Source organism: Roseateles rivi, assembly GCF_043555845.1.
GTDB classification, from domain to species: domain Bacteria; phylum Pseudomonadota; class Gammaproteobacteria; order Burkholderiales; family Burkholderiaceae_C; genus Roseateles; species Roseateles rivi.
In genome coordinates this window covers 298,689-313,994 of sequence record NZ_JBIGHZ010000005.1, presented here as the reverse complement: position 1 = coordinate 313,994, position 15,306 = coordinate 298,689, and the positions used below count along the sequence as shown (strand labels likewise).

12 protein-coding genes and 1 pseudogene are annotated in these 15,306 nt (G+C 67.2%); 3 read left to right on the top strand and 10 right to left on the bottom strand.

Going from position 1 to position 15,306, the window contains the following annotated elements:
• Positions 1-32: 32 nt before the first annotated feature.
• From ACG0Z6_RS14115 to ACG0Z6_RS14070, 10 genes and pseudogenes are all read right to left on the bottom strand, one after another.
• Positions 33-278, bottom strand: a pseudogene (locus tag ACG0Z6_RS14115) (MFS transporter); the annotation flags it as partial.
• Between the two features lie 43 nt (positions 279-321).
• Positions 322-789, bottom strand: coding sequence for an LEA type 2 family protein (locus ACG0Z6_RS14110; protein ID WP_394462468.1), 468 nt, complete (start codon positions 787-789; stop codon positions 322-324).
• Positions 790-824: 35 nt separating this feature from the next.
• On the bottom strand, positions 825-2,132 hold the full coding sequence (locus ACG0Z6_RS14105; RefSeq protein WP_394462466.1) for a CsgG/HfaB family protein: 1,308 nt from the start codon (positions 2,130-2,132) through the stop codon (positions 825-827).
• 188 nt (positions 2,133-2,320) lie between these two features.
• Complete coding sequence (locus ACG0Z6_RS14100) at positions 2,321-2,968, bottom strand: hypothetical protein (RefSeq protein ID WP_394462464.1); 648 nt, start codon at positions 2,966-2,968, stop codon at positions 2,321-2,323.
• 67 nt (positions 2,969-3,035) lie between these two features.
• Entirely contained in the window at positions 3,036-4,175 is a 1,140-nt protein-coding gene (locus ACG0Z6_RS14095) for a hypothetical protein (RefSeq protein WP_394462462.1), read from the bottom strand.
• On the bottom strand, positions 4,166-5,365 hold the full coding sequence (locus ACG0Z6_RS14090; RefSeq protein WP_394462460.1) for a hypothetical protein: 1,200 nt from the start codon (positions 5,363-5,365) through the stop codon (positions 4,166-4,168). The genes ACG0Z6_RS14095 and ACG0Z6_RS14090 overlap by 10 nt, the downstream gene beginning before the upstream one ends.
• A 270-nt stretch (positions 5,366-5,635) precedes the next feature.
• Positions 5,636-7,213, bottom strand: a complete 1,578-nt coding sequence (locus ACG0Z6_RS14085) for a DHA2 family efflux MFS transporter permease subunit (RefSeq protein WP_394462458.1) — start codon at positions 7,211-7,213, stop codon at positions 5,636-5,638.
• A gap of 11 nt (positions 7,214-7,224) precedes the next feature.
• Positions 7,225-8,475, bottom strand: a complete 1,251-nt coding sequence (locus tag ACG0Z6_RS14080) for an HlyD family secretion protein (protein ID WP_394462456.1) — start codon at positions 8,473-8,475, stop codon at positions 7,225-7,227.
• Positions 8,476-8,541: 66 nt separating this feature from the next.
• Complete coding sequence (locus tag ACG0Z6_RS14075) at positions 8,542-9,990, bottom strand: efflux transporter outer membrane subunit (RefSeq protein WP_394462454.1); 1,449 nt, start codon at positions 9,988-9,990, stop codon at positions 8,542-8,544.
• Positions 9,987-10,622: a MarR family winged helix-turn-helix transcriptional regulator gene (locus tag ACG0Z6_RS14070; RefSeq protein ID WP_394462452.1), complete on the bottom strand. Its 636-nt coding sequence runs from the start codon at positions 10,620-10,622 to the stop codon at positions 9,987-9,989. Before ACG0Z6_RS14070 ends, ACG0Z6_RS14075 begins: the two co-directional genes overlap by 4 nt.
• Before the next feature lie 127 nt (positions 10,623-10,749).
• On the opposite strand from ACG0Z6_RS14070, the gene ACG0Z6_RS14065 reads away from it, so the two are divergent.
• From ACG0Z6_RS14065 to ACG0Z6_RS14055, 3 genes are all read left to right on the top strand, one after another.
• Positions 10,750-11,181: a BlaI/MecI/CopY family transcriptional regulator gene (locus ACG0Z6_RS14065; protein ID WP_394462450.1), complete on the top strand. Its 432-nt coding sequence runs from the start codon at positions 10,750-10,752 to the stop codon at positions 11,179-11,181.
• Entirely contained in the window at positions 11,178-13,052 is a 1,875-nt protein-coding gene (locus tag ACG0Z6_RS14060; protein WP_394462448.1) for a M56 family metallopeptidase, read from the top strand. The genes ACG0Z6_RS14065 and ACG0Z6_RS14060 overlap by 4 nt, the downstream gene beginning before the upstream one ends.
• A 111-nt stretch (positions 13,053-13,163) precedes the next feature.
• Positions 13,164-15,242, top strand: coding sequence for a TonB-dependent receptor plug domain-containing protein (locus ACG0Z6_RS14055; RefSeq protein ID WP_394462446.1), 2,079 nt, complete (start codon positions 13,164-13,166; stop codon positions 15,240-15,242).
• The last annotated feature ends 64 nt before the right edge of the window (positions 15,243-15,306 follow it).

The following is a 15,306-nucleotide window of genomic DNA, read 5'->3' as shown; positions in this document are numbered from 1 at the left end:
CGGGCCGGTGTAGCCCAGACGCAGCCCCCCCCTCAGTGCGCGCCACCCGCATCCACGGCGGTGGCGGCGAGCTTTGGAGGGCGCTGGGTCAGCCAGATGGCGGTGATGAGCAGGATGAAGATCAGCGCGGAGGCCAGGAAGATGTCGTCGGCGGCGCGGGACTCCCACAGCGTGGTGGCGATGGAGGTGCCCATGGCTCCGGCAGTGATGCGCACAAAGTTGGAGAGGCCTGCCGCAGCGGGCAGGCGATCGGGTGTGATGCCGTTGAGCGCGAGTGTCAAGGCCTGAGGAGACCGTACCGGTGGGGCGCCCGCGCGGCGCTCAAGCCGGGCGCTGGAATCGAATGTCGGCCTGGGTGCTAAAGGCTAGATCGGCGAAGCCGATGCTGGCCAAACTACCCGAAACCACCACGGCCAGAGGCCGGTCAGCCGCTCCATACAGCCCCAGGGCCTGACGCACCGTGCTGACGTCGTGCACATGAATGTCCACCGCGACGAGCGCTTCACCAAAGGCCGCCACCTGGGTGTCTAACGCTGCGACGCCGCTGCCGACCAGCCGCCCCTGAAGGCGCAGCTGTAGCTGCACCCCTGTCAAGGACAAAGACCAGCGCTGGGCGTTGTGCACGCGCAGCTGCAGGTGCAACGGCATGGTGTCGCGGCTGGGGGCAGCACCGGGCTCGGCACTGGCCACAGCGACGCGCACTGCGCTTTGGGCGTTGGTGCTGGCACAGCCGCTCAGCAGGTAGCTGGTGGCCCAGGCCAGGGGGAGGGTGGTCAGCGTGGTACGCATGAGCGCCCGGCGTTGGATGAGGCTAGGCTTTGGGGTCACCATTTGTCGTCGTCCTTGCTGGTGGTGGATGGCGCGGTATGACGCTGTGCAGGCTCGGTTGTGGGCTTTGGGGTGCGAGCTGACTTGGCGACCGTGGCGTCGCTCAAGGTGGGTTTGGTGCTCGCAGAGTTGGGCGCAGGGGCCAACTCTTGGCGCAGCTCGAGCGCTCCGGGAGCCACACCCCCTAGACTGCCCGGGGTGCCACCCGAGAGACGGCCATAGGCGATATGGGCAGTGACTCGCTCGATCAGTACCTCGCAGCAGGCCGCTTCGCTGCGGCCCAGAGATTGCCCGGTTTGTGGGTCTTTCAGTTCGGCGCCCAGTCGTACCACGGCGTAGCGCGAGCCCTCGCGCAAAGCGCTACTGCCTTGGCTTAGTACCACCTGATCGCCGTCGCGCTGCACCACGCTGACTGGGAAAGTGCGGCGCATGATGGACGCGACCACTTGCTGAACCAGGTTGTTAATCATGGTTTCCATGGCCTTGCGTCCGTCCACCCCGCTGCTCAGGGTGGTTGGGGCGGTGGCTGGCAACTGGCCTTGCAGCGTGTCAGCCACCAACACCTGGCGTGTAGGGACACTCACCAGCTTCTGGCTGATGGCCCAGCCGCCCGAGTAGCTCACCAGCTCTCGGTCTGAGGCTCGCAGTGCTTGAGCGTGGCGCCGGTAGGCCATCTGGCTAACCGTGCCCGTCCACAGAACATCCGCGCTAGCGACCTGGGATCGCTTGGCGCGTTCCGCTGCTGGTACTTGGCCGCTTTCAATGAGCGACAGCTCTTGCGCCAGTTCTGCACTGACATCGCGGTCAAGCAGGGCGAAGCGCCCAGTGCTGAGCAGGGTGTCGGCCACGCGTTGGCGCACCATGGCGGCCACCTCGTGGGATGGCACGGTCAAGTCACCGAACACCAGGGTGGACGAGGCAAAGCGTGGTGGAGTCACCACCAGCTTGAGCTTCTTCAGGCTCTCGGGGGCGGCAAAGCTGGCCACATGGGCTTCGATCTGGGCTTTGTAGCGCTTGTCCACCAGCCCGGGCTCAGTCAAGTCCAGCAGCTTGAAGTGCTGCACCACGCCGCCTGAGCGCTGGGTGAGCTCGTCTACAAAGGCCTGCCCCTGCAGGGCCTGACGGTCCTTGCCCAAGGTGGCTTCCAAGCCGATACGCGCCTGCAGACTGTGATGGTCGATGGTCGCACCGTTGACTTGCAGTACCGCCAGGCGCAGTGCCTCTGACACCGCTTCTGAGGCGCTGCTACCAAAACCCGAGGCCGTGACTTTGACGGACTGCAGGGCTCCGACTTGGGCCGCCATGCTGCTGTTTGTCTGACCGGCGCCTGATGCTGCGCTCGATGCTGGATGTGAGTCTTGGGTCTTGTTACAGCCCACCAGGGTCGCACACACGACCAGCGGTAAGACCGAGTACTTCCATGTGGTTGGCGTCATGGCCAGCCCCCTTGTCGTTGGCAGTGAAGTGGGGCGCCCTGGCAGGCGCCCAGGGTTTACAACGCGGCCATGGCCTGCGTGGCGTCGGGCGGGACGGGGATGTCGTTGCTCTTGGCAAAGTCCACGGCGCTCTTGAGCGCGCTGCCCAAATTTTTGGCGCCACTGGGGAAGGTCTTCACCACATAGCTGCCTGACTGCAGCTTCGGCAGCTCAATGGGCGAGGCCGAGGCCAAACCATTGGAGAAGTTCTGCACTGGGGTGCGCATGGCTACGTACTTGATGACGCCTTTGCCCAACTGTTTCAGACCTTCAGAGAACTTGGCTTTGGCAGCCTTGTCCAGTTTGGGGGATTTGGCCATTTCCTCAGCCACGGCGTTGCTGGAGTCTTGTGCGACCTTGTCCGCATCAGCCAAATTGCCTTGTGTGGCACCGTCGCCCAGCGCGCCTGCGGTGGCGCGCGCGGTGGCTGCAGCCTCCTTCAGGCCCAAGGCCACGGCCATGGTCGCGTTGGCCACAAGAACTTCTTTGTTGGCGCCCACATAGGAGCGCACGATTTGAGTTTGCTGACCTTCCAGATTGCCAGAGGCCGCTGGCGCGTTGCTGGATTTGTTGAGGCCCAGATTGGGCAGGCCCAGTTGGGCGTGGCTGGTCAGCGGCAGGATCAGAGCGCTCGCAAGCACAAGACGGGATAGAGAGATGTTCATGATGAAGGATTCAAAAGAATAGAGGTGCCACCCCCATGCGCTTGGGCACGGCGGCGGCGTTCAAGGCTTAGCGCATGCCGATGTTGGTGAGTTGGGCACTGAGGTCGCGTGCGGCGTTGTTGGCTGCCAGCTTGAGCGCGTTGGTGCGCGCTTCGTCGTCGGAGGCGCCCACGCCGGCGTACTGCACCGGGCCCACCGAGGCGATGGTGTCCGGGATGCTTTGGCTAATGTCCAGCACCTTGGCATTGACCGTCACTGCCACACGGCGCATGCCGGTGGCCGGGTCCTCGTCAGCCAGATTCACGTCCAACGTGCCCAGCGCCACGAAGGGAATCTTGGCGGTGCGCATGCCTTGCACGACAGAGGCCAGGGTCGCAGGCTTGAGGTCGTTGCCGGCGCGGTAATCGTCTTCTACCGTGGCCAGTTTGAACTGGCCATTGGTGTAGGGCTCGATCAGGGCTGCCTCGCTGACTTTGTAGCCCGCCTTGCTGAAGGTGGCCGTGAAGATCTGGTTCAGGTTGGCGCTGGGGATCAGACGCCAGGTCGACTCAGCAGCCTTGCGTGTGGTGCTGCCACCGGTCTCGATGGACTGCGTTTCGCTCATGGAGGACTTGGATTGCGAGCTGCGCGAGGCGTTGGTAGCCACTTGCCCTTTGCGTACCTTTTCGCCTTCATTGCTTTGAGCAGAGGCGCTATCGGCTTGTGCGTATTCCTGTTTGACCTCAGCTTTTTTGTAGACGCGGTCGTCGAAAGACTTCACCGAATCCACTTGGCGGGATACCACCAGGAAGGCCAGTGGCGAGCGCTCGGCGCGACCGGCCTTGGCCACAGCCGAGTTGGCCTTCACGGCGTTGCGCAGATTGGCCACATTGAGCGAGACCTTCACAGCCACGGTGTACTGCTGGGTGCTGGGGTTGTCTTCTTCGGCCAGCACTGTGCTGTCGAGGATGTAGCGGTCGGGGTCGGCCAGAATCTTGTCACGCACGGCGTCGAAGTTGGCGGCCTCGGTTTCGCCAGCTTCTGCGTAGTACATCTCCACAGCCTTGAGTTGGGCCTTGGAGAGAGCTTGTACCTTGGCGTCGGCAGGGGCGGACTTGCCTTTGTAGGTCACGGTGGCCTTGCCACGTGCAGCCTGAACTTGGGCCAGAGCGCCCACGCTGACGCTGAGCGCGACCAGGGCGATGAATAGGGTACGAATCACTTGCATTGCTTGATCAATTCACGGGTGTCAGAAATATGGCGCTCGATGTCGGGCGCGGCGGCTGCGGACTTGACCCAGGCGTTGCCTTGTCCGTCCAGGGCTTGCCCCAGCTTCACGAACATCAGGTTGATGGCGTCGTAGAAGGCAGGGAAATCGTCAACATAGTTCTGCGTGGCCGGCACCAACTTGACCTCGCCGTTTTTCAGCGCGGTGTCCAAGTATTTGCGGCCCAGCAGGGGTTCTTCGATCTTGATCTGCGCGTAAGCGCCGTAGATGTAGCTCACTCCGGCGGCCGCTTCACCGTACTTGACCTTCTTGAAGCCACTGAGCTCCAGGCTGATTTCGTAGTCGGGCTTGGGCAGCTTGAGGTTGAACACATCGCCGTCGGCAACGCGCATGGACATCACGTTGCCAATGGCATAGCCCTTGGAGAAGGGAATGATGGGCACCCCAGCGCGGGTGGACAAGGCTTCGCCGAGCATGTCGGCTGCCCAGGTTTGCACGCCTGCGGGCGCGTTCTTGATCGATTCCGGGATGAAGGGCAGGGCTTCGGGTTTGACGGTGACCTGGCTGACTTGCAGCAGCTTGGAAGCTGAATCCGGAACCTTGGCTTTGGCCAGCGTGGCTGCAAAGCGACCCAACACGCCAGGCTTGCCCGCAGTGCCTTCATAGACCAGGGCCACTTTCGAGAGGATTTCTTCTTCGGAGGGGTCTTCGCGGTAGTTGTCCAGTGCAGCAAAGCTGACCGGGTAGGCGCGTACCACGCTCATGGACTTGAAGTCGAAGAACAGCACCTGCCCCTTGATCAGAACCATGAGCTTGCGCACGTCACCGAAGCGCTCGACGGACACGGTTTCGGCATTGACCACCAAAGCTACGGCCAGCGCTTGGTCGGCACCCTTGAGCTCGGCGATTTGCGGAACTAGATCGAAGTGCTGGGGTGGAGCGGCGCTGGTGGCCTGCCACAGCTGTTTGTTCAGCGGCGTGCCTGAGGCCTTGAGACGGGCTTCGTATTGCTTGGAATAGGGGAAGCGCTTGGCGATGCTGGAGGCGTCACCGGAATAAGCAAAGCCCGCCAGGGCCACGCCTTTGGTCTGCGCTATGGCATTGGCACCTACCAAGGCCAACGCACACAGACTCCATCGTAGGGCTTGGGTGAGTACTCCCTTGATGCCCTGGAATTTTGACTGGTTCACAACATGACTTCATCGCAGTTACGGCGGCGCGAATTCTGAAGTCGGGCTCTTGTGTCCGAATGTCACCGGTGTCATGTTTTGCGACCTCATGTCGCTGCAATCGCGGCCACCTAAGTGGGGTGAGGACCCTCTTTGGGGTGTAACTCACTGAGCGTGGGCCGCGTGCACGATGTGCGCCAGGGTCCCTATGGCTGGCTGTGTGGGCTGAGCGACGAGCGGCGGGGGGCTTGGCTGCTGCTCTAACGCTGAGCAAGCAGCCCTGGGTGGCCCTCAGTGCGCGCCACCCGCATCCACGGCGGTGGCGGCGAGCTTTGGAGGGCGCTGGGTCAGCCAGATGGCGGCGATGAGGGCGATGAAGATCAGCGCGGAGGCCAGGAAGATGTCGTCGGCGGCGCGGGTGAAGGCTTGCTGGTCGATCAGGCGGTTGATCTGGCTCCAGGCTTGCTCCGGGCTCAAGCCGCTGGCTTGCAGCGTGGCCAGGGTTTGACCGGCGATGGGGTCGCCCAGGCTCAGGCGCTCCACCATGTGGTGGTGGTGCAGCGTGGCGCGGGACTCCCACAGCGTGGTGGCGATGGAGGTGCCCATGGCTCCGGCAGTGATGCGCACGAAGTTGGAGAGGCCTGCCGCAGCGGGCAGGCGATCGGGTGTGATGCCGTTGAGCGTGAGCGTGGTGAGTGGGATGAAGAAGAAGGCCAGGGCCGCGCCTTGCAGCAGGGTGGGCACCATGATGGTGGCGAAGTCGGTTTGGGTGGTGAAGTTGGCACGCATGCCCAGCACCACGGCAAACATCACAAAGGCAAAGCTGGCCATCAGGCGCGGGTCCACGCGGCTGATGTTTTTGCCCACCACGGGCGAGAGCAAGATGGCCAGCAGGCCCACGGGGGCGAGGGCCATGCCTGCGTCAGTGGCGGTGTAGCCCATGTACTGCTGCAGCCACAGCGGCAGCAGCACCACATTGCCAAAGAAGAGCCCGTAGGCCACCGACAGCGTGGTCGTGCCGAAGAGGAAGTTGCGCCGCGCAAACAGGCGCAGGTCCACCACGGGGTGGTCGTCGGTCAGCTCCCAGGCCAGGAAGACGGCAAAGCCCACGGCGGCGGTGAGGGCCAGGATCTGGATCTCGCCGCTGGCAAACCAGTCCAGCTCCTTGCCTTTGTCCAGCATGATTTGCAGCGCGCCCACCCACACCACCAGCAGGGCCAGGCCCACGCCGTCGATGGGGAGTTTGCGGGTGGCGGTTTCGCGCTCGCGGTAGACGCTCCAGGTCAGAAAGGCGGCAAACAGGCCCACGGGCACGTTGATGTAGAAGATCCAGGGCCAGGAGACGTTGTCGGTGAGCCAGCCCCCCAGCAGCGGCCCCACCACCGGGGCCACCAGCGTGGTCATGCCCCACAGCGCCAGCGCCGTGCCGGCTTTGGCGCGTGAGTAGCTGGACAAGAGCAGGGTTTGCGAGAGCGGGATCATGGGCCCGGCCACCAGGCCTTGCAGCACGCGGCAGGCCACCAGCATTTCCAGCGAATGCGCAAAGCCGCACAGCCAGGAGGCCAGCACAAAGAGCAGCACGCTGGCGGTGAAGAGGCGCACCGCACCAAAGCGCTGTGTGAGCCAGCCCGTCAGCGGCACCGAGATGGCATTGGCCACGCCAAAGCTGGTGATGACCCAGGTGCCCTGCACCGGGCTCACCCCCAGGTCACCTGCAATTGCGGGCAGCGACACATTGGCGATGGACGTGTCCAGCACGTTCATGAAGGTGGCCAGCGACAGGGCCATGGTGCCCAGCACCAGCTGGGCTCCCTTCAGGGGTTCGGGCTGGGCCTGGGGGGCTGCGTCGTTGGGGGTGTCAGCGCTCATGGGCGGGGGCCTCAGGCGTGGGGCTTGGCGGCGGCCTGGGGCAGGGCCTTGGCGTGGGCCCCGGCGTTGGCGCGGATGATGCGCGCCACGTCCGCATCGGCCTCGGCATTGGCTTTGTCATAGATGGCGGTTTGCGCGGCGGGCGTTTGGCGCGGTGCTTGCACCAGGCTTGCGCCGCTTTGGTCTTGCACGTCCACCGTGACGTTCATGGACAGGCCCACGCGCAGCGGGTGCTCGGCCAGCTGCTTGGTGTCCAGTGCAATGCGCACGGGCACGCGCTGCACCACCTTGATCCAGTTGCCAGTGGCGTTTTGCGCTGGCAGCAGGGCAAAGGCCGCGCCCGTGCCGGCCGAGAGGCCGACGATGCGGCCATCAAACTCCACCGCCTTGCCGTACACATCGGCCACCAGCTTGGCTTTTTGGCCGATGCGCAGCCGCGCCACCTGGCCTTCCTTGAAGTTGGCATCCACCCAGGCTTGCTGCAGGCCCACCAGGGCCATCAGCGGGGCACCCGCGGCCAGGCGCTGGCCCAGCTGCACGCTGCGGCGCGCCACCCAGCCGTCCACCGGTGCGAGCAAGGCGGTGCGCTGCTGGGCCAAAAAGGCCTCGCGCACGCGGGCGGCGGCGCGCTGCACATTGGGGTGCTCGGCCAGGCTGGTGCCGTCGGTCAGCACCTGGTTGGAGGCCAGCTGCTGCTGCGCGGCTTGCAGGGCCGATTGCGCTGCGCTCAGCGCTGAGCGGGCGGCCGTCACTTGCGCGTTGACATGCTCGAACTCCTCGCGGCCCACGGCGCCGCTGTCCAGCAGCGGTGCGCGGCGCTGCGCGTCGGCGCTCAGGCGTGCCAGCTCGCTTTGGGCGCGCTGCACATCGGCCTCTCGGCTGCGGATTTGCGCCTCCAGCGTGGCGTTGTTGGCGTAGAGGGTGCGCACCTCACGCACGGTCTGGGCCAGCTGGCTTTGCGCCTGCTCCAGCGCCACGCGGGCATCGGCCGGGTCCAGGCTCACCAGGGGCTGACCGGCTTTGACGAAGTCGGTGTCCTCCACATGCACAGCGCGCACCGTGCCGCCCACCAGGGGCGTGACTTGCACGATGTTGGCGTTGACGTAGGCGTTGTCGGTGTTCTCCACGCGGCTGCTCACCACCCATTGGTAGGCCGCATAGGCCCCCAGGCCCAGCAGCAGCGCCAGGCTGATGGCGGTCAGGGCTTTTTTGCGGGGCGATGCGGGGGCGGCGGTGCTTGGGGTGTTCTCGATAGCGCTCATGGCCTGCTTTCTTGGATGGGGCTTGAGGTGTTTGTCGTGTGTGGGGGGCTCGGGCAGGGGGGCGGCTTACCAATGCCCGCCCAGGGCGCGGATCAGGCCCACCTGGGCCTCCAGGGTTTGGCCGCGCAGCTCCAGGCTTTGGCGTTCTTGCTGCAGCACGCTGCCCTGTGCGCTCAGCACGGCGAGCTTGGAGCCCAGGCCCGCGTCAAAACGCTGAGCCGCCAGTGCGCGCGTGGCGCGGGCGTTGTTCAGCAGGGCCTGCTGTTCGCTGTGCTGGCGCTGCAGGGACTGCAGGCTGGCGAGCTGGCCGCTGGCTTCGCGCACGGCCTCCAGCACGGCGGCGTTGTAGGCCGCCACCGAGGCGTCCAGCTCCGCCGCCGAACCCTTGAACTGCGCCCGCAGCCGCCCGGTGTCGAACAAGGGCAGGCGCAGCGAGGGGCCCAGGCCGTACTGCAGGCTGCCCGCTTTGAGCACTTGGTCCAGCCCAATGGCGCTGAAGCCCGCAAAGGCTGTGAGGCTGAGGTTGGGGTAGAACTGCGCGCGCGCCACGGCCAGCTGCTGCGTGCTGGCCTCCACGCGCCAGCGCGCGGCCACCACATCGGGGCGGCGGCCCAGCAAGTCCAAGCCCAGCGCGTCCTGCCCTGCCGCGGCGGGCAGGTCCAGCGCCGCGGGCAGCTGTGGCGCCAGTGTGGCCAGGGCCTGCGGGCTTTGGGCGCTCAGGCTGGCCAGCTGCTGGCGCAGCAGCGTGGCTTGTTCGTCCAGAGCCCAGACTTGGCGGCGCAGCTCGGGCAGCGGGGCCTCGGCGCTGCGCGCCTCAAGCCCGGTGTCCAGCCCGGCGGCCACGCGCTGGCGCACCAGCGCCAGGGTTTGCTCGCGCTGCTGCAGCTGCTGGTTCAGCAACTCTTTGTGCGCCAGCGCCTTGGCCAGAGCCAGGTAGCTGCGCGCCAGCTGGGCCGAGAGCATGAGTGCGGCGGCCTCGCTCTCCGCTTGAACAGCGCGCGCCTGACCCAGGGCCGCTTCCAGCTCGGCGGCGTGGCGCCCGAAGAAGTCCCAGTCATAGCTCACACCCGCTTGCACGGTGGCGGTGGTGCGCAGGCTGCCCGCCAGCGGTGGCGGGTAGAGGCCGTGCTCGGGGTAGCGCTGGCGCGTGACGTCCACCCCGGCACCGATGAGCGGCAACTCGCTGGCCCGCGCGCCCTCCACCAGCGCGGCGGCGCGCTGCACGCGCGCTCTGGCCTGCGCCAAGCTGGGCGACTGGGCCAGCGCGCGCTGCATCAGCGCATTGAGCTGCGGGTCTTGGTAGCGTGTCCACCAGGCCTTGGCTTCGGCGCTGGCAAAGGCCTCGGCCGGGCTTTGCTGCGCGGCCAGGCCCACTTGCTCAGGTGCCAGCAGCGCGGCGCGTGGCGCGACGTGGGGCATGGGCGCGCAGGCCGTCAGCGCAAGGCCAAGCACGGCCAGCAGCAAGGGCCAGGTTCGGGCGTGGGGTGGCGTGGGGTGGGGTAGGGCAGGCGTCATGGTGTGCGGGTGTTGTGCGCTTGGGGGTTTGCGCTGGCCTGGGCTTGGGCCTTCTCCAGGGCTTCGCCGTTGTCGATCATGCGCTGCAGCAGGCTCAGCAGCAGCAGCCATTCCTCATGGCTGAAGCCGCTGAGGTGGGCGTTGAAAACATCAGACAGCACGGTGTGCATTTGCGAGGTCAGCTGCATGCCGTCCTCGCTGAGCGAGACCATCACCACGCGGCGGTCTTGCTCGGAGCGCTCGCGCTGGATCAGCCCCTTGGCCTCCAGACGGTCGAGCAAGCGGGTGAAGGCGCCGGCGTCCACTTCCAGCTCGCGCGCCAGTTGCACGCTGCTGCTGGTGCTGTTGGGGCCGCTGTGGCGCAGGGTGATCAAGGTGGCCAGCTGCGAGTGCGTCAGCGCCACCCCCTGCAGGCGCAGGCTGGCTTGGCGTGTGATGGATTGCTTGAGCTTGCGCAGCATCCAGCCCAGGCTCTGGCAGCGCTGGTAGGTCTCGGGGCGATAGAACTGAACGGGGCTGCTCGTGCAGGGCTCAGGCTTGGACTTCGATTTGGGCACGGTGTCTGCTTCGGGAGTGACTTGCCACAGGCTGGCGTGCTGAGGCACGTACTGCCACTTCAGCAAGGTGGGCAAGTTAGTTGCCTAGGCAATGATTGTCAAGGCAATGAGTTGGCAACCCCCTCACCCAAGTGATGGCCAGACAAAGTTCAAGTCAATCCAGTTCTAGACAAAAAGTTCTAGAACAACTATTCTGAAAACCATGAACCTACCGCCCAAACCCACATCGGCTGAGCTGGACTTGCTGCGCGTGCTATGGCGCACAGGGCCAGCCTCGGCCCGCCAAGCCCATGAGGCGCTGCGCGAAGAGCGTCCTGACGTGACCGAGGCCAATGTGCTGCGCCAGCTGCAGCTCATGCATGCCAAGGGCTTGTTGAAGCGCACCGAAGACCAGCGCCCGCATGTCTACTCACCCGCGCAGGCTCAGGACAAGATGCAAACCGCGCTGCTGCGCGATGTGGTGCACAAGCTCTTTGCGGGCTCGGCCAAGGCCCTGGTGCTGGCGGCGCTGCGCAGCGAGGTCAGTGCCGCTGAGCGCGATGAAATCGCCCGGCTGCTGCAAGAGGGCGGTGCCGAACTTGAAGACCCGGCCAAGCCCACCACCAAGGGCCAGCCTAAACGGAGCGGGCGATGAGCGCCGAAGCCTGGGGCGCCCACTTGCCCCTGGGCGTGCAGGTGGCCAGCGATGTGCTGCTGGCCCTGTGCTGGCAGCTGGCGCTGCTGGGCGCGGTGCTGGCGCTGGGCCTGCGCGTTCTGCGCAGCGCGCCTGCCCAGTGGCGCTACGCCTGGTGCGCCGCGGGCTTGGTGGCCACGCTGCTTTTGCCCCTGCTGCTGTGGCTGGGGCATGAGGCCGTGACCCCACCTTGGGCTGAAGCCGCGCCTGCTGCGCAGGCCCAGGCCCAAAACCCATGGCCGGGCGAGATCAACCCCAGCCTTCCAGGCGAGCGCAGCTTGCGCGAGCCCACGGCGGCCCAGCCCCAGCCGCTGTGGCGCTGGGGCCTGGCGCTGCTGTGGGGCGCGGGCGTGCTGTTCATGGGCCTGCGCCTGGCTCTGGCGTGCTGGGGGGTGCAGCGCTGGCGCCGCCTGGCGCTGGATGCGCCGCAGTCCTGGCAGCTGCGGCTGCAAGCCTTGGCGCAGCGCGCGGGCCTGCGCCGCGCGGTGCAGCTCAAGTGTTTGAGTGGGCCCCACGCCGCCGTACTGCGCAGCCCCATCACCTTTGGCGTGCTGCGCCCCGTGGTGGTGCTGCCCGCCAGCCTCTTGAGTGGCCTGCCTCCGGCCTTGCTCGATGCCTTGCTGGCGCACGAGCTGGCCCACATCTGCCGCCATGACTACCTGGTCAACCTGCTGCAAAGCGTGGTTGAGGCGCTGCTGTTCTTCCACCCCGTGGTGTGGTGGCTGTCGCGGCGCCTGCGCCACGAGCGCGAATTGGTGGCCGACGCCCTGGCCGCGCAGCTGCTGCAGTCGCCCCGCCAGCTTGCCCTGGCGCTGCAGGCCCTGGCCCAGACGGCTGAGGCTGCAGGCGCAGCACCCTGCCGCGCCGCTCACCCCGCCGTGGCCGCCCATGCCGGGCCGCCGGGCGAGCTGCTGCAGCGCGTGCGTGCCTTGCTGCAGCCGCACCGCGCGGCGGCCCAACCCTGGCGACCCTGGGCCGCGGCGCTCTTGCTGCTGAGCTTGGGGGCGGTGCTGGCTGCCTTGCTGCACAGCCGCGCCACGGCGCAACAAGCCCCCACAGCGGCAGCTGCCACGCCAGCGCCGGCCTGGCAGCTGCCGCCCGCGCTGGCCCTGGCCTCGCCACGCGTGCTGGTGGTGGATGAAAGCAGCGGCGCCGTGCTGCTGGCGCGGGGCCAGACCGAGGTGGTGAGCGCAGCGTCCATCTCCAAACTCATGACCGCGCTCTTGGTGCTGCAAGCGGGGCAGGACTTGGACGAGGTGCTCACCGTCACGCCGCGCATTGCCAAAACCCTGGAATACAGCAGCTGCGATTTGCAAGCGGGCGAGCGCATGACGCGCCGCGTGGCCTTGCAGCTGGCGCTGCGCCGCTCCGACAACCGCGCGGCCGAGCTGCTGGGCGTGAGCTTTCCCGGTGGCAAAGCGGGCTTTGCCCGCGCCAGCGACGCCCTGGCCCAAAGCCTGGGCCTGAAGTCCACCGTCTTGCACGACCCCACGGGCGTGGATGCGCGCAATCGCTCCAGCGCTGCAGACATTCGCCTGCTGCTGCACGCCGCGGCGGCGCAGCCCGAGATCCTTCGCGCCAGCGGTGGCAGTGCGCTGGAGGTGCAAGTCAGCGGCAAGCCGCGCGAGACGCACCACACCTACCCGCTGGTGGAGCGCCCGGGCTGGGACATCCCGCTGGCCAAAACCGGCGCGCTGGAGCATGCGGGCAAAAGCGTGGCCCTGCAGCTGCGCCACCAGGGCCGCTTGCTCACCGTGGTGCTGCTGGGCGCTCCGCAATGGGAGGACCGCGTGCGCGACCTCGAGGTCATACGCGCGCTGCTGCCTACTTAAACCGCTGCTGGATGCGCCAGCTTTTCTGCCGCCCCTCGGGCTCCATTCCTTCACCCCCTCTCGCCAGCTTTTGAGGCGGCAAAGCGCCGCCTCAGGGCCGCGCTTTGCCGCATGAAAACCCTTCACCCCTTCGTCGCCACCGCCGGGCTGTGCTTGCTGCCCCTGGCTGGACTCCAAGCCCAAACGCTGCCCGAGCCCCCCGTGGCCGCATCGGCCCCCCAAACCCTGCAGCGCGTGCAGGTGCAAGGCGCCAGCCACGGCCTGCTGCATGCCGAGCTGGGCGTGCAGCGCGTGGTGCTGGCCACTGAGCTGCTGGCCCTGCACGACACCCGGCTGGGCGACGCGCTGGCGCGCCTGCCCGGCGTGCGCATGGAAGCGGGCCGCCCGGCGCTGCTGGGCATGGGCAGCGGGCGCACGGCACTTTTCATCAACGGCCGCCGCGCGCCGCCGGACTTGGTGCTGGACGACATCGCGCCGGAGCAGATTGCCCGTGTCGAAATCATCCAGGGCGGCTCGGCGCTGAGCGCTGGCCAGGGGCTGGCGGGCAGCGTCAATCTGGTGCTGCGGCCCGCACCCAGCCAGGCCACACAGCAGCTCAAGGCCGACAGCCAGTGGCGCGGCGCTGCCAACACGCGGCTGCAGTGGCGCCGAGGCGGCCCGCTGCCCAGCGGCATGCCAGGGCAACTCAGCTGGGGCACGCAGCTGCAGCTGCAAGAGGCCAGGCCCAGCGAACGCAGCCAGATGCAGCAAAGCCTGGACGCCGCGGTGTCTGAGGAGCAGGAGCATGGGCGCGCCAACACGCGCCAGGCGCAGTGGGCGGCCGATTTGGGCTGGCAAGGCGAGGGCGGCAGCAGCCTGCGCTACTTCCACCAGCTTGGCCGCGAATGGTTGGAGCGCAACACCCGCGTGGTGGGCTTGGCGCCGCCGCCGCAGGCTCACCCGCTGTGGGTCGAGGACACGCGCTACCAGCGCCAGCGCAACACGGCGCGCCTGGGCGTGGATGCGCTGCACCAAAGCGACTCGGGCCTGCGCTGGCAAGGCCAGCTCTCCACCCAGCTGACGCGCCAGCAGGTGCGTTTTGAACTGCAGCGCGGCCCGCGCCAGGAACTCACTCCGGGCCAGATGCAGGACAGGGCCTGGCAAGCCAGCTCCACCTGGGACGCCGAGCTGGGCCCGCGCCACCGCCTGAGCTTTGCCCTGCAACACCACGCCCAGCAGCGCGACGAAGTGCGCCAGCAACTGCTGCCCCTGGATGCCGCCAGCCGACTGGCCCTGCAGGCCGAGACCGCCCTGAGCGCTTGGGCTCTGGAGGACGAAATCACCCTCAGCCGCGAACAGCAACTCAGCTGGGGTTGGCGCCAAGAGTACTGGCGCGCGCGCAGCCAGGAGCAGGCCCAGCACCACAGCGCAGGCTTGCCCACGCTGCAGTGGCGCTGGGCCCAGGGGCCGCGCAGCGTGCGCCTGGGGCTCAGCCGCAGCCTGCGTGCGCCGCTGCCCGCGCAGCTGCAAGCCCGGCCCTTTACCTTGCCAGAGAACACGCCCCTGCTGCCCGACCGGCTGGGCAACCCGACGCTGCGCCCCGAAAGCGCCTGGGCGCTGGACGCGCAGTTCAGCGGCAAAGCGCAGACCGGCAGCCTCTGGAGCCTGAGTGCCTTTGTGCGGCGCATCAGCCAGCCCTGGACCCAGCAAACCCGTTGGGGCCCCAGCCCCTTGGGTGGCCTGCGCTGGCAGCGCAGCCCCGTCAACGCGCAAGGTGCTTGGGTGCAGGGCCTCAGCGGTGAGTGGGTCAGCCCTGCCCAGTCGGGCTGGACCTTGGCTCTGCAGGCCCAATGGCAGCACAGCCGCATGTGGATGGCGGTTGAGTCTCCTCTGCAATTGGCTGGCACCGACGCCCGGCCCTGGGGCTGGAGCGCCAAGTTGAGCGGCCCGCCAACCGCGCTGGGCCGCTGGCAGCATGGCCTGGCCTGGCAAGGCGGTCCCCGGCAGAGGCAGGCCCCGCTGGAGGTGTTCTCCAGCACCCCCGCGCTGAACTGGACCAGCCAGCTGCAAGGCCGCTGGGCCGGGGCTGCCGCCCATGTGCGGCTGGAGCTGCCCCTGCGCTGCCCCAAGCAAACCCAGACCTATGGCCTGGATTGGCGCAGCACCCAAGACACTTGCGTGCTGAGCCTGGCGCTGGGAGCGAGCTATTGAGGGTGAGCGCGGCGTTCACCCCCCCCCAAAAAAAAACATAAAACGGGGTGCGCCCTGTATGACG